Here is a 20,847-nt window from a genome sequence, read left to right on the forward strand (position 1 = left end):
CCCGGGCCGCTGCGCGCTGGAGCGCCAGCCCGGCCCAGCGGGAGCAAGCTCCCTCGCCACAAGTGGACAGTTCAGACCTTATTTTGGATACCCGGCGCGCTTCATCTCGCGCTCGGTGGTGGACTGCGCGGCGGCCAGGGCTTGGTCCACGGTCTGCTGGCCGGTCAGCGCCCCCGAAAAGAACTTGCCCACCTGGGTGCCGATGGCCTGGAATTCAGGGATAGTCACCAACTGGATACCGATGTATGGCACTGGTTTGAGGGTCGGTGCTTTCGGGTCGGCGACTTTCAGCGACTCCAGCGTCACCTTGGCAAACGGCGCGGCCTTCATGTACTCGTCGCTGTAGGTCGAGGTGCGGGTGCCTGGCGGTACGTTGGCGATGCCGTCGGTCTTGGCGACCAGTTGGCTGTATTCCTTGGAAGTGGCCCAGGTGGTGAAGACCTTGGCGGCGTCCTTGGCTTTCGAACTGGTGGGGATCGCCAGCGACCAGGAATACATCCACGAGGTGCCCTTGTCGGTTTTCTCGTGGGGGGCGAAGGTGAAGCCGACATGGTCGGCGACTTTGCTCTGGGTCTTGTCGGTCACGAACGAGCCGGCGACGCTGGCGTCGACCCAGATCGCGCACTTACCGCTGTTGAACAGCGCCAGGTTTTCGTTGAAACCGTTGCTGGACGCGCCTGGCGGGCCGGATTTCTTCATATTGCTGACGTAGAAATTCAGCGCATCTTTCCACTCAGGCCCATTGAATTGTGGTTGCCACTTTTCATCGAACCAGCGCGCGCCATAACCGTTGGCGAGGGTGGTGATCAGCGCCATGTTCTCGCCCCAGCCGGCTTTGCCCCGCAGGCACAGGCCGTACTGCTCCTTGGACTTGTCGGTGAGTTTCTCCGCGAACTCGCCGATCTGGGCCCAGGTCGGGTGTTCGGGCATGCTCAGCCCGGCGTCCTTGAACAGGTCGGTGCGGTAATAGGTGATCGAGCTTTCGGCATAGAACGGCAGGGCGTACAGCGAGTCCTTGACGGACAAGCCGTCCCGCACTGAAGCAAATACGTCATCCAGGTCGTAGGAGGCTGGCAGGTCTTTCATTGGCTCCAGCCAGCCCTTGGCGCCCCAGAGTGCAGCTTCGTACATGCCAATGGTCAATACGTCGAACTGCCCGCCCTGGGTGGCGATGTCCGTGGTCAGGCGTTGCCGCAGCACGTTTTCTTCAAGCACCACCCAGTTCAGCTTGATGTCCGGATGCTCGGTCTCGAAGGTTTTCGAGAGCTTTTGCATGCGGATCATGTCGCTGTTGTTGACGGTGGCAATGGTCAGGGTCTGCGCGCCGAAACTGACGCTGCTGAGGGTCATGCAGGTGGAGACAAGCAGAGCTTTTACCGAAGGTTTCATCGCGCACTCCTTTTCCGCGCCGGTAGGCTACAGAAGGACAGTTATTGTTTTTGTGTCTTCCGGATGAAGGGAAGAATGTGCGCTGATTACAGCCCTCTATGGACGGCGTGACAAATCATCCGTCGCACTTGTGCTGATACTTTTTTGCACTGAGCTGAGCGGTGTACCCCCTGGGGCGAGGGAGCTTGCTCCCGCTCGGGTGCATAGCAGCCGCAAAAAAATGGGGCCGCTTCGCAGCCCAGCGGGAGCAAGCTCCCTCGCCACCGGGGATTTTCGTTTATCTGAGAGGGCAAGCTGTTCCCACAAAAAAACTGCGGTAGGGATGACTCAGGAGTATCAACCCTGGTTCTGCTCGGTCAGGCGCTGCACCGCCAGCCGGCGGTAGTGGGAAGGGGTCATGCCTTTGAGCTGTTGGAAGCGACGGTTGAAGTTGGAAATATTGTTGAAACCCGATTCAAAGCACACGTCCGTCACCGGTTTATCCCCGTCGGCCAGCAGTTCGCAGGACTTGCTGATGCGCAGGCGATTGACGAATTCGATGAAGCAGCGGCCGGTGGCCTGCTTGAACACCCGGCTGAAATAGGTGGGTTTCATGCCCAGGTGCTCGGCGACTTCTTCCAGGGACAGCTCTCGGGCGTAGTGGGCGAAGATGTAATCCACGGCGCGGTTGGTGCGGTCGATGCTGTGCTCATCGGTCGATTGCGTGGATGTGGCACCGGACAGCAACTGATAGTCATCGCTGGCGGCGAGCAGTTCCATCAGGATGAAAAAGTATCCCAGGCGGCTCATGCCCTGGGAGTCGGCGATGCGTTGCATCAGGATCGTTGCCTGGCGAATGGTGCGTTTGCAGCGAAACTCGATGCCGTACCGCGCCCGTTCAAGCAGTGGCGCGACGGACTTGAGTTCGGCAAACACCTGATGGCCGTTGTCGAACAACTCATCGGTGAAGTTCACCAGCATGTCACGCTTGGGCACCACCTCGTCCTCGGCCACCTGGCTGATCCAGTTGTGGGGCAGGTTGGGCCCGGTGAGGAACAGTGTCTGGGGATAGAAGTTGCCGATGTAATCGCCGATAAATACCTTGCCGGAGCTGGCGGTGATCAGGTGCAGCTCGTATTCCTTGTGGAAATGCCAGCGCACCAGCGGGCACGGGAAGCCATGCTGACGGTAAATGATGGACAGGCCGTTGTGGTCATCCATCAACTCATAGGAAGGGTCGGTGACTCTGGCGGTTCGGGTCATGGGACTGGCACTTTTATTGTTATTGCCGCTGGATAATGCCCCCTTCACCGGTCCGTTGCCAGCCCGGACGGCCGGTCGGCACTCTAGTGGTTGCGATTCTTTTCTTCGATCCATTGGGACATGTACTGGGTGCTCTTGTGCTGGTGGTGGCGCAGCATGCTGCCGGTGAAGTTATCCCGACGGTGGCGTGCAAGGTCCGCGCGGCAGGCATTGATGCTCTCGATTAGCGCCGGCCCGTGCACTTGCTGCCGATAGCGCTTGGCGAGCAGGGCAAGGCCGGCGTCCCGGGCCTGGGTCCAGCGCGCCGGGTCGCTGTACAACTGCACTGCCGCGTGGGCGATACCCTCGGCGCTCTGGGCAATCGATCCAGGCCAGGGCATGTCGCCGTGCATCGCCTCGGCGCCGACCGGGGTGGTGACGTTCGGTGTGCCGCAGAGCATGGCATCGATCAGTTTGCCCTTGATACCAGCCCCGAAACGCAGCGGCGCCAGGCAGATGCGCGCCGCCGACATGACCTGCAAGGCGTCTTCGGCCCAGTTCATGATGTGAAAGCCCTGGGCCGGGTTGTGCAGGGCGGCGGCCTTGGGCGGGGTGTAGGCACCGTATAAATGCAGTTGCGCGCCGGGCAGTTGCTGGCGGATCAGCGGCCACACGGCATTTTTCATCCAGAGCACGGCGTCCCAGTTCGGCGCATGGCGGAAGTTGCCGATGCTCAGGAAATGCGCCCGGTCTTCGAACGGTACGAGCGGTTCGCTGGGCAACTCCAGCATCAATGGGCACCAGTGCAACAGTCGGCGGGGCAGATTGAAGTGCTCCACCAGCAGCTCGATTTCCACCTGCGAGACCATCAGGTTCAGGTCGCAGCGGTACAACGCGGCGATTTCGCGCTTGGCCAGATCGGTGTCGGCCATCAGTTCGAACTCCTCGCGCAGGGCCGGGGCAAACAGGTCGCTGAAATCCTGGGAGGCGTCATCGGCCTTGAGCCGCTCCTTCAGGCGCTGATGCCGGGCGTGACGCAGGCTTTGCAGGTCGGAGGTCTCCAGCACACGCAACGCATCGGGGCAGTGTTTCTCGACACGCCAGCCGAACTGCTCTTCCATCATGAATTGATCGAACAGCACGATATCTGGTGCCAGCGCCTGGATGAATGCGTCGAAACTGCTGCTGTTGAGTTCGATCGGCACCTCACGGATGCCCAGCGCAGCGAGGTTGGCGCGGTGCTCGCCGAAGCCTGCCGGGCTGCTGAAGGTAATGTCCCAGCCTTCGCCGAGGAAGGCTTCGAGGATCTGCATGACATGACCGCTGGCTGCGGATGAGCGCGGCTCGGGCCAGACATAGCCGATGACCAGGACCTTGGTGGCAGTGGGGTGACGCATGAGCGGGCATTCCTGGGAGCGAATCAGGCGCAGTCGGCGCGCGGGGCGCCGATAGTGACCAACAATTCGATCCGGCTCAAGGAAGAATGCGTTTGACCTTGTCGCGCAGCTGATCGATGGAAAATGGCTTGCCGATCACCGCCATGCCTTCCGGCACATCGATGCTCTCGGCGTAACCGCTGGCAAACAGGATGGGCAGCCCGGGCCGCACCAGCCGCGCCTGCTTTGCCAGCTCACGGCCGTCCATCACCGGCAGGCCGACGTCCGTCATCATCAGGGCAATGGATTGCGCGTCGTCGCGCAAAAACGCCAGCGCCTGCTCGCAACCGTCCGCCTCCAGCACCTGGTATTCCAGTTCTTCGAGTACGTCGACGATCAGCATTCGCACGATGTCGTCGTCCTCGACGACCAGAATGGTGGGTTGGACGGTGGGCGCTGGGGTGGACATAGTCGGCATTCTCAAAAATTGAAATCGGGAAGAGCGTAAATAAAAACGGCCTCCTGCATCAGTAAGTAGCGAGGCGGCACAAGTTCCCGAGGTTGTACAAGAAAGGATCTATAGTACAAGAGCTGACAAGGATAGTCGCTTCCTTGCGACACGGCAGTGCGCTGTGGGATTTGTGCCTTTACCTCGTCAGAAATGTGGATCCAACCGGCATTTTTCGGGCAAACTCCACGGTTTTCAACTGTCCACCAAGGCCTATTCCATGACTCCTTCGTCTACGGTTGACGAGCATAGCTTTCGCAAGCTCCTGAGCCGCAACATCAGCCTGCCGCTGGGCATAGGTGCCCTCAGCGCGGTGTTTTTCATCGTGTTGATCACTTATCTGCTGTCGGTGATCCAATGGGTCGGGCATACCGACCGGGTGATCAATAATGCCAACGAAGCGCTGAAGTTGAGCGTGGACCTGGAAACCGGTATGCGTGGCTACCTGCTCAGCGGCGACGAGCACTTCCTTGACCCCTATGAAGTCGCCAAGCCACGCATCGCCGTTGCGCTGGATACATTGTTGGAATTGACAGCCGACAACCCCGTCCAGACCGACCGACTGCGCAAGGTGCAGGCGCTCCAGCAGGAGTGGGCCACGTACGCGCAAAGCATGATTGACCTGCAACGGGCCAGCGGCGACTACAAGGGTGCGATCAAGGCCGGGCGAGGCAAGCGCTTGACCGACGAGATCCGTAAAACCTTCGAGGATATCGTCGAGACTGAACAGCATCTGCGCGTGGCCCGCAACGAAGAGGTACGCGCTACCACAGTCTGGAGCATTGCCCTGTACCTGCTGTTTGTCGCCGTCGTCAGCGGGCTGCTGGCCTATATCGGTCGCCGGGATCTGTTGAACCTGTCCAACAGCTATGGCGCCACCCTCAGGAAACAGCGGCAAAGCGCTGAGCACCTGGAGAAGCAAGCCTGGCTGCGCAATGGCCAGACTCAGTTGGCCGAGCAGGTGCTGGGGCAACTGACCCTGAACCTGCTGGGGCGCAACATCCTGCTGTTCTGCGCCCAATACATGGGTTCTGTCGTGGCCGCATTGTATGCGCGCGAAGAAAACGGTGTGCTCAGGCGCGTCGCCACTTACGGTATGTCCCAGGAGGACGACGAACAGCATCAATCGATCCTCGACGGTGAAGGCATTGCCGGCCAGGCCGTCAAACAAGGCCGGCTCATCCGCCTGGACGAAGTGCCCGACGACTATCTGAAAGTCAGCTCAGGCCTCGGCCAGGGCTCACCCAACAGCGTGGTGGTGGTACCCACTCGCGACGACGACCGGATCAATGGCGTCATCGAGCTGGGTTTCCTGCGGCCGTTGACCGAGCGCGACATCGAGCTGCTGGAACTGGTGGCCGGCAACATCGGCACGTCCATCGAAGTGGCCCGTTATCGTCAGCGCTTGCAGGAAGTACTGACCGAAACCCAGCAGTTGAATGAAGAGCTGCAAGTCCAGCAGGAAGAGCTCAAGACCGCCAACGAGGAGCTGGAGGAGCAGTCGCGCATTCTCAAGGAGTCCCAGGCCCATCTGGAAACCCAGCAACAGGAGCTGGAGCAGACCAACGAACAACTGGCCGAGCAGCGCGACGCCATGGATCAGAAGAACAGCGAGCTGAACCTGGCCCAGATCCAGTTGCAAGAGCGTGCTGAAGAGCTGCAACGTTCGAGCAAGTACAAGTCCGAGTTCCTGGCGAACATGTCCCATGAACTGCGCACGCCGCTCAACAGTTCGTTGATCCTGTCCAAGCTGCTGGCGGAAAATCCGCAGCAGAATCTCAGCGAGGAGCAGGTCAAGTTCGCCGAGTCGATCTACTCCGCCGGCAATGACCTGCTGAACCTGATCAATGACATCCTGGACATTTCCAAGGTCGAGGCCGGCAAGCTGGAAGTGCGCCCGGAGAACACCAGCGTGCAGCGCCTGGTGGAGGGTCTGCGGGACATGTTCACGCCGCTGGCTACCGACAAGGGCCTGAGTTTCGAGGTGCAGGTGCTGCCGGACGCACCGTCGATGCTGTATACCGATCGCCAACGCCTGGAGCAGGTGATCAAGAACCTGCTGTCCAACGCCCTGAAATTTACCGAGCAAGGCGGCGTCAGCCTGTCGGTAGCCGGTCAGCCCGGCGCGGGCATCGCGTTCATGGTGCGTGACTCGGGGATCGGCATCGCTGCCGATCAGCAGCAGAGCATCTTCGAAGCCTTCCGCCAGGCCGATGGAACCACCAACCGCCGTTATGGCGGTACGGGCCTGGGGCTGTCGATCTCCCGCGACCTGGCCACGTTGCTGGGCGGCTCGATCTCGGTCTCCAGCGAACCGGGGCAGGGCAGTGTGTTTACCCTGGTGCTGCCTGAACGCTACGTCGAGCCGGGAGATACGCCGGTAGCGCCAAGAACCTTCACCCCGACGGCGACCGCGCCGGCACCGGCTCCGCAGGCACGCGCAACGGCCCTTGCACCGCTGATCGCCGAGGTCGACCTGCCTATTGCCCGGTTCGCCGACGATCGCGACAAAGCCCCGTTCGACACCCGTTGCATCCTGGTGATCGAAGACGAGCCCAAGTTTGCCCGGATTCTCTTCGACCTGGCCCACGAACTGGGCTACCAATGCCTGGTGGCCCACGGTGCCGACGAGGGCTTCGACCTCGCCTCGCAACTGAGCCCCGATGCGATTCTGCTGGACATGCGCCTGCCGGATCACTCCGGCCTGACGGTACTGCAGCGCCTCAAGGAACAGCCCGAGACGCGGCACATCCCGGTGCATGTGATTTCCGTCGAAGACCGCGTCGAGGCCGCGATGCACATGGGCGCCATCGGCTATGCGGTCAAGCCTACCACCCGCGAGGAGCTCAAGGAGGTCTTCGCCCGCCTGGAAGCCAAGCTGACACAGAAGGTCAAGCGGGTGCTGCTGGTGGAAGACGACGATCTGCAGCGTGACAGCATCACCCGGCTGATTGGCGACGACGATATCGAGATCACCGCCGTCGGCCTCGCCCAACAGGCCCTGGACCTGCTGCGCACCAATGTCTACGACTGCATGGTCATCGACCTGAAACTGCCGGACATGCTGGGTAACGACCTGCTCAAGCGCATGTCCACCGAAGACATCTGTTCGTTTCCACCGGTCATCGTCTATACCGGGCGCAACCTGACCCGGGATGAGGAAGCCGATCTGCGCAAGTATTCGCGCTCGATCATCATCAAGGGCGCCCGTTCGCCGGAGCGCCTGCTGGACGAGGTCACACTTTTTCTGCACAAAGTCGAATCGCGGTTGTCCCATGAGCGGCAACGGATGCTCAAGACAGCCCGTAGCCGCGACAAGGTGTTCGAAGGCCGCAAAGTGCTGCTGGTGGATGACGATGTGCGCAACATCTTTGCCCTGACCAGCGCGCTTGAGGCGAAGGGGGCCGTGGTTGTCATAGGCCGTAACGGTTACGAGGCGATCGATCGCCTGAACGAAGTCGAAGACATAGACCTGGTGCTGATGGACGTCATGATGCCCGAGATGGACGGTTTCGAAGCCACCGCACGGATCCGCAAGGACCCGCGCTGGCGCAAGCTGCCGATCATTGCCGTGACGGCCAAGGCCATGAAAGATGACCAGGAACGTTGTCTGGCCGCTGGCTCCAACGATTACCTGGCCAAGCCGATTGACCTGGATCGCCTGTTTTCGCTGATTCGCGTGTGGTTGCCGAATATGGAAAGAATTTAGTGGAACGAGACTCTGACATTGAACTTCGGTTGTTGATCGAAGCGATCTACCTCAAGTACAGCTACGATTTTCGCGATTACTCCGGCTCATCGATCAAGCGCCGGGTGCACCATGCACTGGGCCAGTTCGAATGCAAGACCATCTCGGCGTTGCAGGAGCGGGTGTTGCACGACCCGGGGGCGTTCATGCAGTTGCTGCAACTGCTGACGATCCCGGTCAGCGAGATGTTTCGCGACCCAACGCACTTCCTCGCGATCCGCGAGGAAGTGGTGCCGCTGCTCAGGACCTACCCCTCGATCAAGATCTGGATCGCCGGGTGCAGTACGGGGGAAGAGGTCTACTCGATGGCGATCCTGTTGCGCGAAGAAGGTTTGCTGGACCGTACATTCATCTATGCCACCGATATCAATCCACGCTCGCTGGAAAAAGCCAAGCAAGGCATCTTTTCATTGGAAAGCGTGCGCACCTATACGCAGAATTACCAGCGTGCCGGAGGCCGACAGTCGTTTGCCGATTACTACACGGCGGCCTACGATTACGCGATGTTCGACAAAACCCTGTGCAAGAACGTGACCTTCGCCGATCACAGCCTGGCCACCGACAGTGTATTTTCAGAAACCCAATTAATTTCATGTCGTAATGTATTGATTTACTTCAATAAAAAACTGCAAGATCGCGCGTTCGGCTTGTTTCATGAGTCCTTGAGTCATCGCGGTTTCCTGGTGTTGGGCAGTAAGGAGACCCTGGATTTCTCGGCCTACGGCGGGCACTTCGAGCCGTTGGTCAAACAGGAACGGATCTATCGCAAGTTATGAACCAATTGACGGACCGATCCGGCCCTCCCATCGAGGCCATCGTCGTGGGCGCATCCGCCGGCGGCGTCGAAGCGCTGCTCAAGGTGCTCGGGCACCTGCGCAAGGGCTTCGGCTTGCCGGTCATGGTGGTGCTGCATCTGCCGGACCAGCGCGACAGCCAATTGGCCGAGGTGTTTGGCCATCGCCTCGCGGTACCAGTGCTGGAAGCACAGGACAAACTGGATATCGTGCCCGGTACGCTGTACTTCGCCACCCCCGGCTATCACCTGTCGGTGGAGGCCGATCGAAGCCTGTCGTTGAGTCTGGAGGAACCGGTGCACCATTCCCGGCCGTCGATTGACGTGCTGTTCGAGTCGGCTGCCGATGTCTACGGGCCAAGCCTGCTGGCGGTGCTGCTGACCGGTGCCAACTGCGACGGCGCCCGTGGCATGGCGAGGGTCAGGGAACTGGGCGGAACCACAGTGGTCCAGGACCCCGACGAAGCCCAGGTCTCGACCATGCCTGAAGCGGCATTGGCCCTGCACCAGCCCGACCATATCCTTACTTTGCTAGGCATCGGCCAGTTACTGGCCGGGCTGGAATGAACCACATGCCAAGAAATATTCACGCCAAACTGCTGATCGTCGACGATCTGCCTGAGAATCTGTTGGCCCTGCAAGCGCTGATCAGGGGCGACGACCGTCAGGTCTTCAAGGCCCAGTCGGCGGACGAAGCGCTGTCGCTGTTGCTGCAACATGACTTCGCCCTGGCGATCATCGACGTGCAGATGCCGGGCATGAACGGTTTCGAGTTGGCCGAGTTGATGCGTGGCACGGAAAAGACCCGCAGCATCCCGATCATTTTCGTCAGCGCCGCCGGCCGTGAGCGCAACTATGCCTTCACCGGCTACGAAAACGGTGCGGTGGATTTCCTGCACAAGCCGCTGGACACCCATGCCGTCAAAAGCAAGGTCAACGTCTTCGTCGAACTCTATCGCCAGCGAAAAGCGGTGAAAGAGCAGGTCATTGCCCTCGAGCAGAGCCGGCGCGAGCAACAATTGCTGGTGCAGCAACTGGAGGCCACTCGCGGCGAACTGGAGCAGGCGGTGCGCATGCGCGACGACTTCATGTCCATCGTTGCCCACGAGGTCCGCACGCCGCTCAACGGCCTGATCCTCGAGACTCAGCTGCGCAAGATGCACCTGGCCCGGGATAACGCCGCCGCCTTCAGCCTGGACAAGGTCCGGGCCATGGTCGAGCGCGACGAGCGGCAGATCAAGAGTTTGATTCGCTTGATCGAGGACATGCTCGACGTCTCGCGGATCCGCACCGGCAAGCTGTCGATCCGTCCGAGTCGTTTCAACCTGACGGCGCTGGTGGAAAACCTGCTGCGCAATTTCCAACCGCAGATTGCGGTCGCCGAATGCTCGTTGAAGTACACGGCAGAGCCGGTGGTCGAGGGCCTTTGGGATGAGTTTCGCATCGAGCAGGTGGTCTCGAACCTGTTGACCAATGCCCTGCGCTACGGCGGCAAGGGCCCGATCGAAGTGCGCGTGTACCAGACCGGCGAGCATGCCTGCGTCGAGGTCCAGGACCACGGTATCGGCATCAGCGAGGAGAACCAGAAACGCATCTTCCAGCAGTTCGAGCGGGTGTCATCCAAAGCGGCGGCGGCTGGCCTGGGGCTGGGATTGTTCATCTCCGAACAGATTGTCACCGCACATGGGGGTACTATCACGGTGGACAGTCGGATCAACGAAGGGTCGTTGTTTCGCGTGTGCCTGCCCTTGCTGAAGACCGGTGCGCACAAAACCGCCGAACAGACGCAACCTCTGAGTGACTCCAGGGTCGTATCAGCAGCTATTGATCGAACAAAGGCTTCTCATGAGTGAAGATGCGCAAGATGTTGTACTGATCGTCGAGGATGAGCCATCGATCCTGATGGTGCTGTCTCATTTTCTTGCAGACAAAGGGTATCGGGTGTTGCAGGCCGAAAACGGCGAGCAAGCCTTCGAGATCCTGGCGAGCAAGCCGCACCTGGACATGATGATCACCGATTTTCGTCTGCCGGGCGGGATCTCGGGGGTGCAGATTGCCGAGCCGGCGGTGAAGTTGCGGCCCGACCTGAAAGTGATTTTTATCAGCGGCTACGCCCAGGAAGTGCGCGAGACCGACAGCCCTATCACCCGCAAGGCGCCGATCCTGGACAAGCCGTTTGACCTGGATGAGTTGCAGGAAATCATGCGCAAGATGTTGTCGTAAACCCGCGGAGCACGCTTGACCTGTGGCGAGGGAGCTTGCTGTGGCGAGGGAGCTTGCTCCCGCTGGGCCGCGAAGCGACCCCCCACTAAGGCAGACGCCGTCCAATCAGATTCACCACCATGGGCCTGCTGTGCAGTCCAGCGGGAGCAAGCTCCCTCGCCACAGGGATCAGGCAGGCTTCCAGCACCTCAACCCTTGATCATCTCCCGCACCTTGGCCGTCAGCAGGTCGAAGGTGAACGGCTTGGTGATCAACTGCATGCCAGGGTCGAGGAAGCCGCCGCGTACCGCTGCATGCTCGGCGTAACCGGTGATGAACAGCACCCGCAGGCCGGGACGGATCTGTCGACCGATTTCCGCCAGTTGCCGGCCATTCATCCCGGGCAGCCCTACGTCGCTGATCAGCAGGTCGATGCGCTGGTCTGACTGCAGGATAGGCACGGCACTGTCGGCGTCGGCAGCTTCGACGAAGGCGTAGCCCAGTTCACCCAGCACTGAACTGACCAGCACCCGCACCGCTGGATCATCTTCCACGATCAACACCGTTTCGCCATCCTGTGCTTGCGGCGCATGCGGCTTGCCAACCACCGGCTCGGCGATTTCCTCGCCGATGAAGCGTGGCAGGAACAGGTTCACCGTGGTGCCCTTGTCGACTTCACTGTCGATGGTCACGTGGCCGCGCGACTGTTTGCTGAAGCCATAGATCATCGACAGGCCAAGGCCGGTGCCCTGGCCGATCGGCTTGGTGGTGAAGAAGGGGTCGAATGCCCGGTTGATCACCGACTCGGGCATGCCGCAGCCAGTGTCCTGAACGCTGAGCACCACATAGTCGCCGGGTTCCAGGTTACTGTAGGCGTCGGTAAAGCCGGCATCCAGGTGCCGGTTGAACGTCTGCACCACCAGCGTTCCGCCGTCGGGCATCGCATCGCGGGCATTGAGTACCAGGTTGAGCAGGGCGCTTTCCAGCTGGTTGGGGTCGGCTTCGGCGATCCAGAGCTGGTCGTCCAGGCGCATGTCCAGGCGGATGCTTTCGTTGAGGCTGCGTTGTAGCAGTTCGCCCATGGACAACACCAGGGTGTTCATCTGCACGGCTTTGGAGTCAAGTGACTGGCGGCGGGAGAAAGCCAGCAGGCGATGGGTCAGGCCGGCGGCGCGGTTGGCCGAGGTCACGCCCAGGTCGATAAGGCTGTCCAGGTCCTCGGTGCGGCCCCGGGCCAGGCGTCGCCGCAACAGCTCCAGGCTGCCGATGATCCCGGTGAGCATGTTGTTGAAATCGTGGGCGATACCGCCGGTGAGCTGGCCGACCGCTTCCATTTTCTGCGACTGGCGCAGGGCTTCTTCATTGTGGCGCAACTGCGCGGTCCGCTCTTCCACTTGCTGCTCAAGGGTTTCCAGGATGGTTTGCAGGCGCTGCTCGCTGTTACTGAGATCGATCAGGCGGTCCCGGGCTTCGTATTGCCTTCGTCGCCCGCGCAGGGCCGTGGTGACGAGGCTGATCAAGGTCACCGGGTGGAAAGGCCGCTCCAGGAACGTCACGTTGCCCAGTTGTGCGCCGAGACGTGCCAACGGGTTATGTTCCGGCCCCCCGTGATGGGTCAGCAAGACGATCGGCAGGTCGGACCAGGCCGGCTGCTGTTCGATCAGGTGGAACAAGGTTTCCAGGCCAGGTCCGAGCAGCGCCTCAGCGGAAACCACCAACAGCCCGGCGCCACGCTCCAACTCTTCGCACAGCTGCACCAGGTGTAGACAGACCATGCCCGCGAAACCGGCCTCGTTGAGTATCTTCAGGGCGATCTGGCTGTCCCGCCCGAGCGGTGCAAGGATCAGCGCCCGCTCGTGCAAAGGCTCGACCAACGTCACCGCAGATCATCCTTGAGCAACGGAATGCCTTCTCCCAGGTAGGTGGGCACTCCGCGCAGCACGCCCTGGAAGGCTTCCAGAGGCTCGCCGATGGTCAGGCCATCGCCGCTGATGCGGTATTCGCGAATGGTGGACTCGTGGCTGCCGGTGCGTTTCTTGATGATGGAGATCGCCCGCCGAACCTTGCCCAGCGCCTCGAAATAGCGCAACAACACGACGGTATCGGCCAGGTAGGTGATGTCCACCGGCGCCTGCATGTCGCCCACCAGGCCATGCTGTGCCACGGTCATGTAGGTCGCGGCGCCCTTGCGATTGAGATAGAGCAGCAGCTCATGCATGTGCAGCACCAGGGCATTTTCTTCCGGCATGGCCGCCTGGTAACCGTTGATGCTGTCAATGATGACGGTCTTGATGCCGCCTTCGTCGACGCAACGGCGCACCCGGTGGGAAAATTCGCCGGGGGACAGCTCGGCGGCATCGACCTGTTCGATCAGCAGGTTGCCGGTTTTTTGCAAGGCGTCCAGGTCGATGCCCAGGTTTTTCATGCGCTCGAACAGCAAGCCCAGTTCTTCGTCGAAAATGAACAGAGCGGCTTTCTCGCCACGGTTTACCGCCGCGACGGCGAAGATCATGGAAATCAGTGACTTGCCGGTGCCGGCCGGACCGAGGATCAAAGTGCTGGACCCCGTCTCGATGCCGCCGCCGAGCAAGGCGTCCAAACCGCTGATGCCGCTGGACAGCTGCTGGCGCAGGTAGCCGCTGCGGTGTTCGGCGGCCACCAGGCGCGGGAAGACGTGTATGCCGTCGGCCATGATGGTGAAGTCGTGGAAACCGCCGCGATATTTCTGACCGCGATACTTGACCACCCGCACGCGCCTGCGCTCGGCACCGTAGGCGGGGGTCAGCTCTTCCAGGCGAATGACCCCGTGGGCCACGCTGTGTACGGTCTTGTCCAGGGATTCGGTGGTCAGGTCGTCCAGCAGCAGGACGGTGGCGTCATAGCGCACGAAGTAGTGCTTGATCGCCAGGATCTGGCGTCGGTAGCGCAGGGAGCTTTGCGCCAGCAGACGGATCTCCGAGAGACTGTCGAGCACTACCCGGGTCGGCTTGACCCGCTCGACCACTTCGAAAATCTGCCGGGTCGCTTCACCCAGCTCCAGGTCCGAGGAATACAGCAGGCTCTGCTGGTGCTCGGCATTGAGCAGGTCTTCGGCCGGGGTCAGCTCGAAAATATGCATGTTGTCGGGGAGCGTCCAGCCGTGGGATTGCGCGCCCTGACGCAGTTCGCGCTCGGTTTCCGACAGTGTGATGTACAGCGTTCGTTCGCCGGCCTCCGCACCGGCCATCAGGAATTGCAACGCGACCGTGGTCTTGCCGGTCCCGGGTTCCCCTTCGAGCAGGAACACATGGCCGCGGGACAAGCCACCGGCAAGGATGTCGTCCAGTCCTTCGATACCGGTGGCGGCTTTAGCGCTGAGCAACTCATTGGATGTAGACAAAAATAGCCCTCTCATGACTACGGGAGTCGGCAGCAGGCAATGTGCGCCTGTAAATGAACTGCCTGAATACTTGACCTTTGGCGCTGTTGGCGGTTCCGCTTGCTTTTACAAAACGTGGGGTACTGCACAAGTTTTGCTGTGATCTGTCGGGTGTCGCTGGTGGCTCGATTACCGCGCAGTCTCGTGACCTTTGTCGACCGTGGAGGGCCTACAGGCCTTGCTGCAACGCCGGGTCGTCGGGGTTGAGTTGCTCCAGTTGCGCCAGCAGGATCTGGACGTTCTGCAACTGCCCGGTCTCCTTCCAGTAATTGATCAAGAGCACGCGTGCCTTGCGGTCGGCGGGGTAGCGCTGGACGATCTCCTGAAGCTGTTTCTGCGCCGCTTCCACTTCCTGCTCGGCGTGCAGTGTAGTCGCCAGGTCGTAACGGTACTGCCGGTTCTGCGGTTCGAGCTCCACGGCTTTGGACAGGCCGAGCAGGGCGAATTCGCTCTGGCCGTGGTGCAGCAGCCACATGCCCAAGGCATGTTGCAGATAAGCCGACTCCGGCTGGGTTTGCAACTGCCGGGCGAGTAACTGGCGTGCGGCTTCGCCTTGGCCCTGCTTGTCGAGCACCTCGATTTGCATGACCAGCGCCGGCAGGTTGTCCGGTTGCAGCTTCAGGGCTTGTTCCAGGGCTTGTTGCGCCTTCTTCAGCTCGGCGTTGTGCAGGTGCAAGCGGGCGAGCTGATAATGGGTTTCGGCGGTCGGTGGAGCGTCTTCCAGCACTTGCTCCCAGGTATCGATTGCCAGCTGCATCGCCCCGAAGTACAGACCAAGGTCATCTGGCGACAAGCCCAGCAGGGCGTTCACTGCGGCAAAACGCACGCTTTGGTCGTCGTCATCCAGGAGCGGGCCGATCAGCAGCGCACGCTGGCCCGTCGGCACCAGGCCGACGATGCTGGTGATGGCGGCTCGACGCACATCCGGCGATTCGTGGTGAAGGTCCGCATCGGCCAGTTTCAGCGCTTGCGGACTCGGGTAGTTGGGCAGCTCGGCATGCAGCCACACCCGGCGCTTGGGCGAGATGTCCGGGCGGCCCAGTTGTTGATACAGCATCCGCGCCGCGCCCGGCAGGCCATTGCGCGCCTGTCCCAGTGCCTCGCTGTAGCCCCGCTTGATCGCCTCGGGGATCTGCGGTGTGGTGCTGCGCAGCCAAATGGCGACAACACCGATTGCCAACAGGATCGAAAGGCTGAGGAGCAGATAGCGGCGGGGCGAAAGCATGCAGGAAATCCATGACCAGAAGCGTGAAGTCCCGCAAGCTTCGACCAGCCCGGGGCCTGAGTCAAACCTTGAAAGCATTTGCCCCCACAATGGATTGTTGGAGTATGCAAGACCTGCGTCCGCCGCAATCCTCCTGTGGGAGCGGGCTCGCTCGCGAAGGCGGCGCAACACTCACCATGGATGCAAGCAGGCATACCGCTTTCGCGGGCAAGCCCGCTCCCACAGTGAGTTGGCGGTGTTTACATGATTTGCTCACTTCAGAACCGACTATGGGTAGCAGGCCAAAAAAAGCCCCGCGTCCGAATGCGGCGCGGGGCAAACAATTGGTTGGTTGCGGCCAACCAAAGGAGCTCGGTTGGGAAGGGTGGGTCAGTTGCTGGCGACGGTTTGCGGTTGCCAGCCACCGCCCAGGGCCTTGTAGATCGCGACGATGCCGCGGTACAGGTCGACTTCGGCCTGAGCCTGGGTGTCTTCGGCGGCCAGGCGCTCGCGCTGGGCGTCGAGCAGCACCAGGAAGTCCACGGTGCCTTCGCGGTAGCGAATCTCGGCCAGGTCGGCGGCGGCGCGGCTTGATTCGCTCTGGCGGATCAGCGAGATCAACCGTTGCTGGCGCTTGCCGTAATCGCTGAAGGCGTTTTCCGATTCCTCCAAAGCCAGCAACACTTGCTGTTCATAGGTCGCCAGGGCGCCGTCCGCTTCGGCATTGGCACCACGCAAGCGCGCCCGCACACTGCCCAGGTCGAACGCCGCCCAGGTAATGCTTGGGCCCAGCGCCCAGGCGTTGGCTGCCGAGGAGCCGATCTGCGAACCACGTCCGGCAGTAAAGCCCAGGAACCCGCTCAAACTGACCCGCGGGAACAGGTCGGCCTTGGCCACGCCGATCCGTGCAGTCGCGGCCGCCAGTTGCCGTTCGGCGCTGATAATGTCAGGACGGCGTTGCAACAGCTCACCTGGGTCGCCGATGGGCAGGGCCTTGGCGATGGCCGGCAACTGTCTGGGGCTCAGGTCCACACTCAGTTTGTCCGGGCGCTCGCCCAGCAGCGTGGCGATGCGGTTACGTTGGCGCACCTGTTCGGCCTGCAACTGCGGCACGCTGGCTTCTACCGAGGCCAGGCGCGCATCGGCGCGAACCACGTCCAGCTGGTCGCCGACACCGGCGTCCCGCAGGCTTTCGGTGATCTTGCGCGAGTCCTGCTGGTTCTTCAGGTTCGCCAGGGCGATTCTTTCCCGCAATTGCGCGCCACGCAGTTGACCGTAGGCGTCCACCAGCTCGGCGATCATGGTCACCTGCAACTGGTAGAGATCGGCCTCGGCCGCCTGTTGGTCGGCGTCGGTGGCTTCCAGGTTGCGCTGGATGCGCCCGAACAGGTCCAGCTCCCAGGCCATGTCCAGGCCCAGATCGTAGCGCTCGGTACTGACCCGGTCAGTGGTCTGGCCCGGAATCTGGCCTTTGCCCAGGTCACTGCTGGCACGGCTGGTGATGGTCGGCATCACGTCGTTGCTGGCGTCATCGCGAATCGCCCGGGCGGCCCGCAGACGGGCAAAGGCCACGCGCAACTCGCGGTTGCCCTCCAGCGAGTGGGTCACCAACGCATTGAGCGTCGGATCGTCGAACTGCTGCCACCACACGCCTTCGAAACGGGCACGGTCGAAATTCTTCTGGCCGGCGGCGCCGTCGGTGGCGGTGGTGATATTCGCCGCCTCCGTCTGCGGTGCCTTGTAGTCCGGGCCTACAGCGCAGGCGCTTAGCGCCAGTACCAAAAGGCTCGGCATGAACGCTTTCAAACTCATTGTTGCGCCTCCAGTTTCAAAGCCCGGGCCGCCTTGCGAGCCTCACTGCGTTCGACGAAGTTACGGATCAGCACATAGAACACCGGTGTCAGCAGCAGACCGAAGAAGGTCACCCCGAGCATCCCGGAGAACACCGCCACACCCATGGCATGCCGCATTTCGGCACCGGCACCGCTGGAGAACACCAGGGGCACCACGCCCATGATGAACGCGAAGGAGGTCATCAGGATCGGCCGCAGACGCAGGCGGCAGGCTTCCAGGACCGCTGCCAGCGGGTTCATGCCTTCGAGCTGTTTATCCTTGGCGAATTCGACGATCAGAATCGCGTTCTTACAGGCAAGTCCCACCAGTACGATCAGGCCGATCTGGGTAAAGATGTTGTTGTCGCCACCGGACAGAATCACCCCGGTAATCGCCGACAGCAGGGTCATCGGCACGATCAGGATCACCGCCAATGGCAGGCTCCAGCTTTCGTACTGGGCCGCCAGTACCAGGAACGCCAGCAGCACGCAGAGCGGGAACACGAACAGCGCGGTGTTGCCCGAGAGGATCTGCTGGTAGGTCAGGTCGGTCCACTCGTAGGTCATGCCGTTGGGCAGTTCGTCCTTGAGCAGTTTCTCGATGGCTTTCTCGGCCTGGCCGGAGCTGTAGCCTGGAGCTGCGGCACCGTTGATCTCAGCGGTGATGAAGCCGTTGTAGTGCATCACGCGATCAGGCCCGGAGGTGTCGCTGACCTTGATGAAGGTCGCCAGCGGGATCATCTCGCCACGGTTGTTGCGCACCTTGAGCTGGCCGATCTGGTCCGATTCGAGGCGGAACTGTTGCTCGGCCTGGACGTTGACCTGATAAGTGCGGCCAAAGCGGTTGAAGTCGTTGGCATACAACGAACCCAGGTAGATCTGCAGGGTGTCGAAGATGTCGCTGACGGCCACGCCGTGGGTCTTGGCTTTCTCACGGTCGATGGCGGCATCGACCTGGGGCACGTTCACGGTGTAGCTGGTGAACAGCCCGGCCAGTTCCGGCACGCTGCGGCTCTTGGTGATGATGTTCATGGTTTCTCTGTACAGCTCGTCGTAGCCCAGGTTGCCTCGGTCTTCGATTTGCAGGCGGAAACCACCGATCGTGCCCAGGCCCTGTACCGGCGGCGGCGGGAAGATCGCCATGTAGGCTTCCTGGATTCCGGCGAACTGGCCGTTCAAGGCGCCGGCGATGGCGCCGGCCGACTGGCTCGGGTCCTTGCGCTCGTCGAACGGCTTGAGGGTTACGAACACGATGCCGGCGTTCGGGCTGTTGGTGAAGCCGTTGATCGACAGGCCCGGGAACGCCACGGCGCTCTCAACGCCCGGTTGCTTGAGGGCCAGGTCGGACATGCGCTTGATCACGTCTTCGGTGCGGTCCAGGCTCGCGGCGTCCGGCAGTTGCGCGAAGGCCACCAGGTATTGCTTGTCCTGGCCGGGCACGAAACCGGTCGGCGTGCTGGAGAAGCCGAAGAAGGTCAGCACCATCAAGCCTGCGTAGACGAACAGGGCGATGCCGCTGCTGCGGATCACGCGACCGACCGTGCCCACATAGCCGTGGCTGGCCCGTTCGAAGAAACGGTTGAACGGACGGAACAGCCAGCTGCCGAGGATCCGATCCAGGAACCGTGAGAAACGGTCCTTGGGCGCATCGTGGCCTTTGAGCAATACGGCGGCCAGGGCAGGGGACAGGGTCAGCGAGTTGAGCGCCGAGATCACCGTGGAAATCGCGATGGTCAAGGCAAATTGCTTATAGAACTGTCCGGTCAGGCCGCTGATGAATGCCGCCGGTACGAACACCGCGCACAGCACCAAGGCAGTGGCGATGATCGGCCCGGTCACTTCACCCATCGCCTTTTTGGTCGCTTCCACCGGGGCCAGGCCCAGCTCGATGTTCCGCTCGACGTTCTCCACCACCACGATGGCGTCGTCCACCACGATACCGATGGCCAACACCAATCCGAAGAGCGAGAGGGCGTTGAGTGAGAAGCCGAACAGGTGCATCACCGCGAACGTGCCGATCAGCGAGACCGGAACTGCCACCAGCGGGATGATCGAGGCGCGCCAGGTTTGCAGGAACAGGATCACCACCAGCACCACGAGGATCAGCGCTTCGAACAGGGTGTGAACCACTGCTTCGATGGAACCGCGTACGAAGATCGTCGGGTCATAGACGATGCTGTAGTCCATGCCGGCCGGGAAGCCCTTCTTCAGTTCGTCCATCTTGGCGCGAACGTCATTGGAGATCTGGATGGCATTGGAGCCAGGACGCTGGAAGATCGGGATCGCCACCGCCGGCTGGTTGTCCAGCAGCGAGCGCAGGGCGTACTGGCTGGAGCCCAGCTCAACCCGCGCGATGTCCTTCAGGCGAGTGATCTCACCGTTGGCACCGGAGCGGATGATGATGTTCTCGAACTCTTCTTCATTGACCAGGCGACCCTGGGTGTTGATCGACAGCTGGAACGCCTGGGCATTCGGTGCCGGTGGCGCACCCAGGGCGCCGGCGGCGACCTGGCGGTTCTGCTCGCGGATGGCCGTGACCACGTCGGTGGCGGTCAGGTTGCGCGAAGCGGTCTTGTTCGGATCCAGCCAGACCCGCAGGGAGTAGTCGCCCATGCCGAACAGCTGCACATCCCCCACGCCACCCAGGCGCGCCAGCTCATCCTTGATGTTGAGCAGGGCGTAGTTGGACAGGTAGAGCATGTCGTAGCGTTTGTCCGGCGAGGTCAAGTGCACGACCATGGTCAGGTCGGGCGAGGCCTTGTCCACAGTGATACCGATCCGGGTCACTTCTTCCGGCAGCTTGGGCTCGGTCCGGGTGACGCGGTTCTGCACCTGCACCTGGGCGTTGTCCAGGTCGGTGCCCAGGGCGAAGGTGATGGTCAGGGTGATCTTGCCGTCAGCGGTCGATTGCGAGGACATGTACAGCATGTTCTCGACGCCGGTGATGGCCTGCTCCAGGGGCGCGGCCACGGTTTCGCCGATGACCTTGGGGTTGGCGCCGGGGAAGTTGGCGCGCACGACCACGGTCGGCGGTACGACTTCCGGGTATTCGCTGATCGGTAGCTGGAACAGCGAGATGGCGCCGGCGATCAGGATCAGCAGCGAAAGCACCGCTGCGAAGATCGGCCGCGAAATGAAGAACTGGGAAAATTTCAT

General features: G+C 61.5%; 14 protein-coding genes. 5 read left to right on the top strand and 9 right to left on the bottom strand.

What is annotated here, in order from left to right; all coding sequences use genetic code 11:
- Positions 1-78: 78 nt before the first annotated feature.
- From RGM2987_RS22550 to RGM2987_RS22565, 4 genes are all read right to left on the bottom strand, one after another.
- A complete protein-coding gene (locus RGM2987_RS22550; RefSeq protein ID WP_245145022.1) occupies positions 79-1,389 on the bottom strand; it encodes a sugar ABC transporter substrate-binding protein in 1,311 nt (436 codons plus the stop codon).
- Between the two features lie 336 nt (positions 1,390-1,725).
- Positions 1,726-2,631 (bottom strand): AraC family transcriptional regulator, encoded by a 906-nt coding sequence (locus RGM2987_RS22555; RefSeq protein WP_245145023.1) that lies wholly within the window; start codon positions 2,629-2,631, stop codon positions 1,726-1,728.
- An 83-nt stretch (positions 2,632-2,714) separates the two neighbouring features.
- The gene (locus RGM2987_RS22560; protein WP_245145024.1) at positions 2,715-4,007 is read right to left on the bottom strand and encodes a glycosyltransferase; all 1,293 of its coding nucleotides are present in this window, start codon (positions 4,005-4,007) and stop codon (positions 2,715-2,717) included.
- A 76-nt stretch (positions 4,008-4,083) separates the two neighbouring features.
- On the bottom strand, positions 4,084-4,455 hold the full coding sequence (locus tag RGM2987_RS22565; protein ID WP_245145025.1) for a response regulator: 372 nt from the start codon (positions 4,453-4,455) through the stop codon (positions 4,084-4,086).
- Between the two features lie 259 nt (positions 4,456-4,714).
- Between RGM2987_RS22565 and RGM2987_RS22570 the strand changes: the two genes are divergently transcribed.
- Genes RGM2987_RS22570 through RGM2987_RS22590 form a run of 5 tightly spaced genes read left to right on the top strand, consistent with a single transcriptional unit; the run spans position 4,715 to position 11,258 of the window.
- Complete coding sequence (locus tag RGM2987_RS22570) at positions 4,715-8,203, top strand: response regulator (protein ID WP_245145026.1); 3,489 nt, start codon at positions 4,715-4,717, stop codon at positions 8,201-8,203.
- Positions 8,203-9,018 carry a protein-glutamate O-methyltransferase CheR gene (locus RGM2987_RS22575; protein ID WP_245145027.1) on the top strand — a complete coding sequence of 272 codons (816 nt, stop codon included), beginning with the start codon at positions 8,203-8,205 and terminating at the stop codon, positions 9,016-9,018. Before RGM2987_RS22570 ends, RGM2987_RS22575 begins: the two co-directional genes overlap by 1 nt.
- On the top strand, positions 9,015-9,602 hold the full coding sequence (locus RGM2987_RS22580) for a chemotaxis protein CheB (RefSeq protein WP_245145028.1): 588 nt from the start codon (positions 9,015-9,017) through the stop codon (positions 9,600-9,602). The genes RGM2987_RS22575 and RGM2987_RS22580 overlap by 4 nt, the downstream gene beginning before the upstream one ends.
- Positions 9,603-9,607: 5 nt before the next feature.
- The gene (locus RGM2987_RS22585; RefSeq protein WP_245145029.1) at positions 9,608-10,888 is read left to right on the top strand and encodes a hybrid sensor histidine kinase/response regulator; all 1,281 of its coding nucleotides are present in this window, start codon (positions 9,608-9,610) and stop codon (positions 10,886-10,888) included.
- Positions 10,881-11,258 carry a response regulator gene (locus RGM2987_RS22590; RefSeq protein ID WP_245145030.1) on the top strand — a complete coding sequence of 126 codons (378 nt, stop codon included), beginning with the start codon at positions 10,881-10,883 and terminating at the stop codon, positions 11,256-11,258. The genes RGM2987_RS22585 and RGM2987_RS22590 overlap by 8 nt, the downstream gene beginning before the upstream one ends.
- Before the next feature lie 188 nt (positions 11,259-11,446).
- Here the strand turns inward: RGM2987_RS22590 and RGM2987_RS22595 are convergent, their stop codons facing one another.
- From RGM2987_RS22595 to RGM2987_RS22615, 5 genes are all read right to left on the bottom strand, one after another.
- A complete protein-coding gene (locus tag RGM2987_RS22595) occupies positions 11,447-13,117 on the bottom strand; it encodes a response regulator (RefSeq protein WP_245145031.1) in 1,671 nt (556 codons plus the stop codon).
- Positions 13,114-14,616: an ATPase domain-containing protein gene (locus tag RGM2987_RS22600; protein ID WP_245145032.1), complete on the bottom strand. Its 1,503-nt coding sequence runs from the start codon at positions 14,614-14,616 to the stop codon at positions 13,114-13,116. Before RGM2987_RS22600 ends, RGM2987_RS22595 begins: the two co-directional genes overlap by 4 nt.
- A 208-nt stretch (positions 14,617-14,824) precedes the next feature.
- A complete protein-coding gene (locus tag RGM2987_RS22605; RefSeq protein ID WP_245145033.1) occupies positions 14,825-15,880 on the bottom strand; it encodes a tetratricopeptide repeat protein in 1,056 nt (351 codons plus the stop codon).
- A 369-nt stretch (positions 15,881-16,249) separates the two neighbouring features.
- The gene (locus tag RGM2987_RS22610; protein ID WP_245145034.1) at positions 16,250-17,671 is read right to left on the bottom strand and encodes a TolC family protein; all 1,422 of its coding nucleotides are present in this window, start codon (positions 17,669-17,671) and stop codon (positions 16,250-16,252) included.
- Positions 17,668-20,847: an efflux RND transporter permease subunit gene (locus RGM2987_RS22615; protein WP_245145035.1), complete on the bottom strand. Its 3,180-nt coding sequence runs from the start codon at positions 20,845-20,847 to the stop codon at positions 17,668-17,670. Before RGM2987_RS22615 ends, RGM2987_RS22610 begins: the two co-directional genes overlap by 4 nt.

The sequence above is a fragment of the Pseudomonas sp. RGM2987 genome, from assembly GCF_022952855.1.
In the GTDB taxonomy this organism is placed as follows: Bacteria; Pseudomonadota; Gammaproteobacteria; order Pseudomonadales; family Pseudomonadaceae; genus Aquipseudomonas.

Coding starts and splice junctions, on each gene's coding strand:
- RGM2987_RS22550 (WP_245145022.1), bottom strand. CDS start 1,389: ATGAAACCTTCGGTAAAAGCTCTGCTTGTCTCCACCTGCATGACCCTC.
- RGM2987_RS22555 (WP_245145023.1), bottom strand. CDS start 2,631: ATGACCCGAACCGCCAGAGTCACCGACCCTTCCTATGAGTTGATGGAT.
- RGM2987_RS22560 (WP_245145024.1), bottom strand. CDS start 4,007: ATGCGTCACCCCACTGCCACCAAGGTCCTGGTCATCGGCTATGTCTGG.
- RGM2987_RS22565 (WP_245145025.1), bottom strand. CDS start 4,455: ATGTCCACCCCAGCGCCCACCGTCCAACCCACCATTCTGGTCGTCGAG.
- RGM2987_RS22570 (WP_245145026.1), top strand. CDS start 4,715: ATGACTCCTTCGTCTACGGTTGACGAGCATAGCTTTCGCAAGCTCCTG.
- RGM2987_RS22580 (WP_245145028.1), top strand. CDS start 9,015: ATGAACCAATTGACGGACCGATCCGGCCCTCCCATCGAGGCCATCGTC.
- RGM2987_RS22585 (WP_245145029.1), top strand. CDS start 9,608: ATGCCAAGAAATATTCACGCCAAACTGCTGATCGTCGACGATCTGCCT.
- RGM2987_RS22590 (WP_245145030.1), top strand. CDS start 10,881: ATGAGTGAAGATGCGCAAGATGTTGTACTGATCGTCGAGGATGAGCCA.
- RGM2987_RS22605 (WP_245145033.1), bottom strand. CDS start 15,880: ATGCTTTCGCCCCGCCGCTATCTGCTCCTCAGCCTTTCGATCCTGTTG.
- RGM2987_RS22610 (WP_245145034.1), bottom strand. CDS start 17,671: ATGAGTTTGAAAGCGTTCATGCCGAGCCTTTTGGTACTGGCGCTAAGC.
- RGM2987_RS22615 (WP_245145035.1), bottom strand. CDS start 20,847: ATGAAATTTTCCCAGTTCTTCATTTCGCGGCCGATCTTCGCAGCGGTG.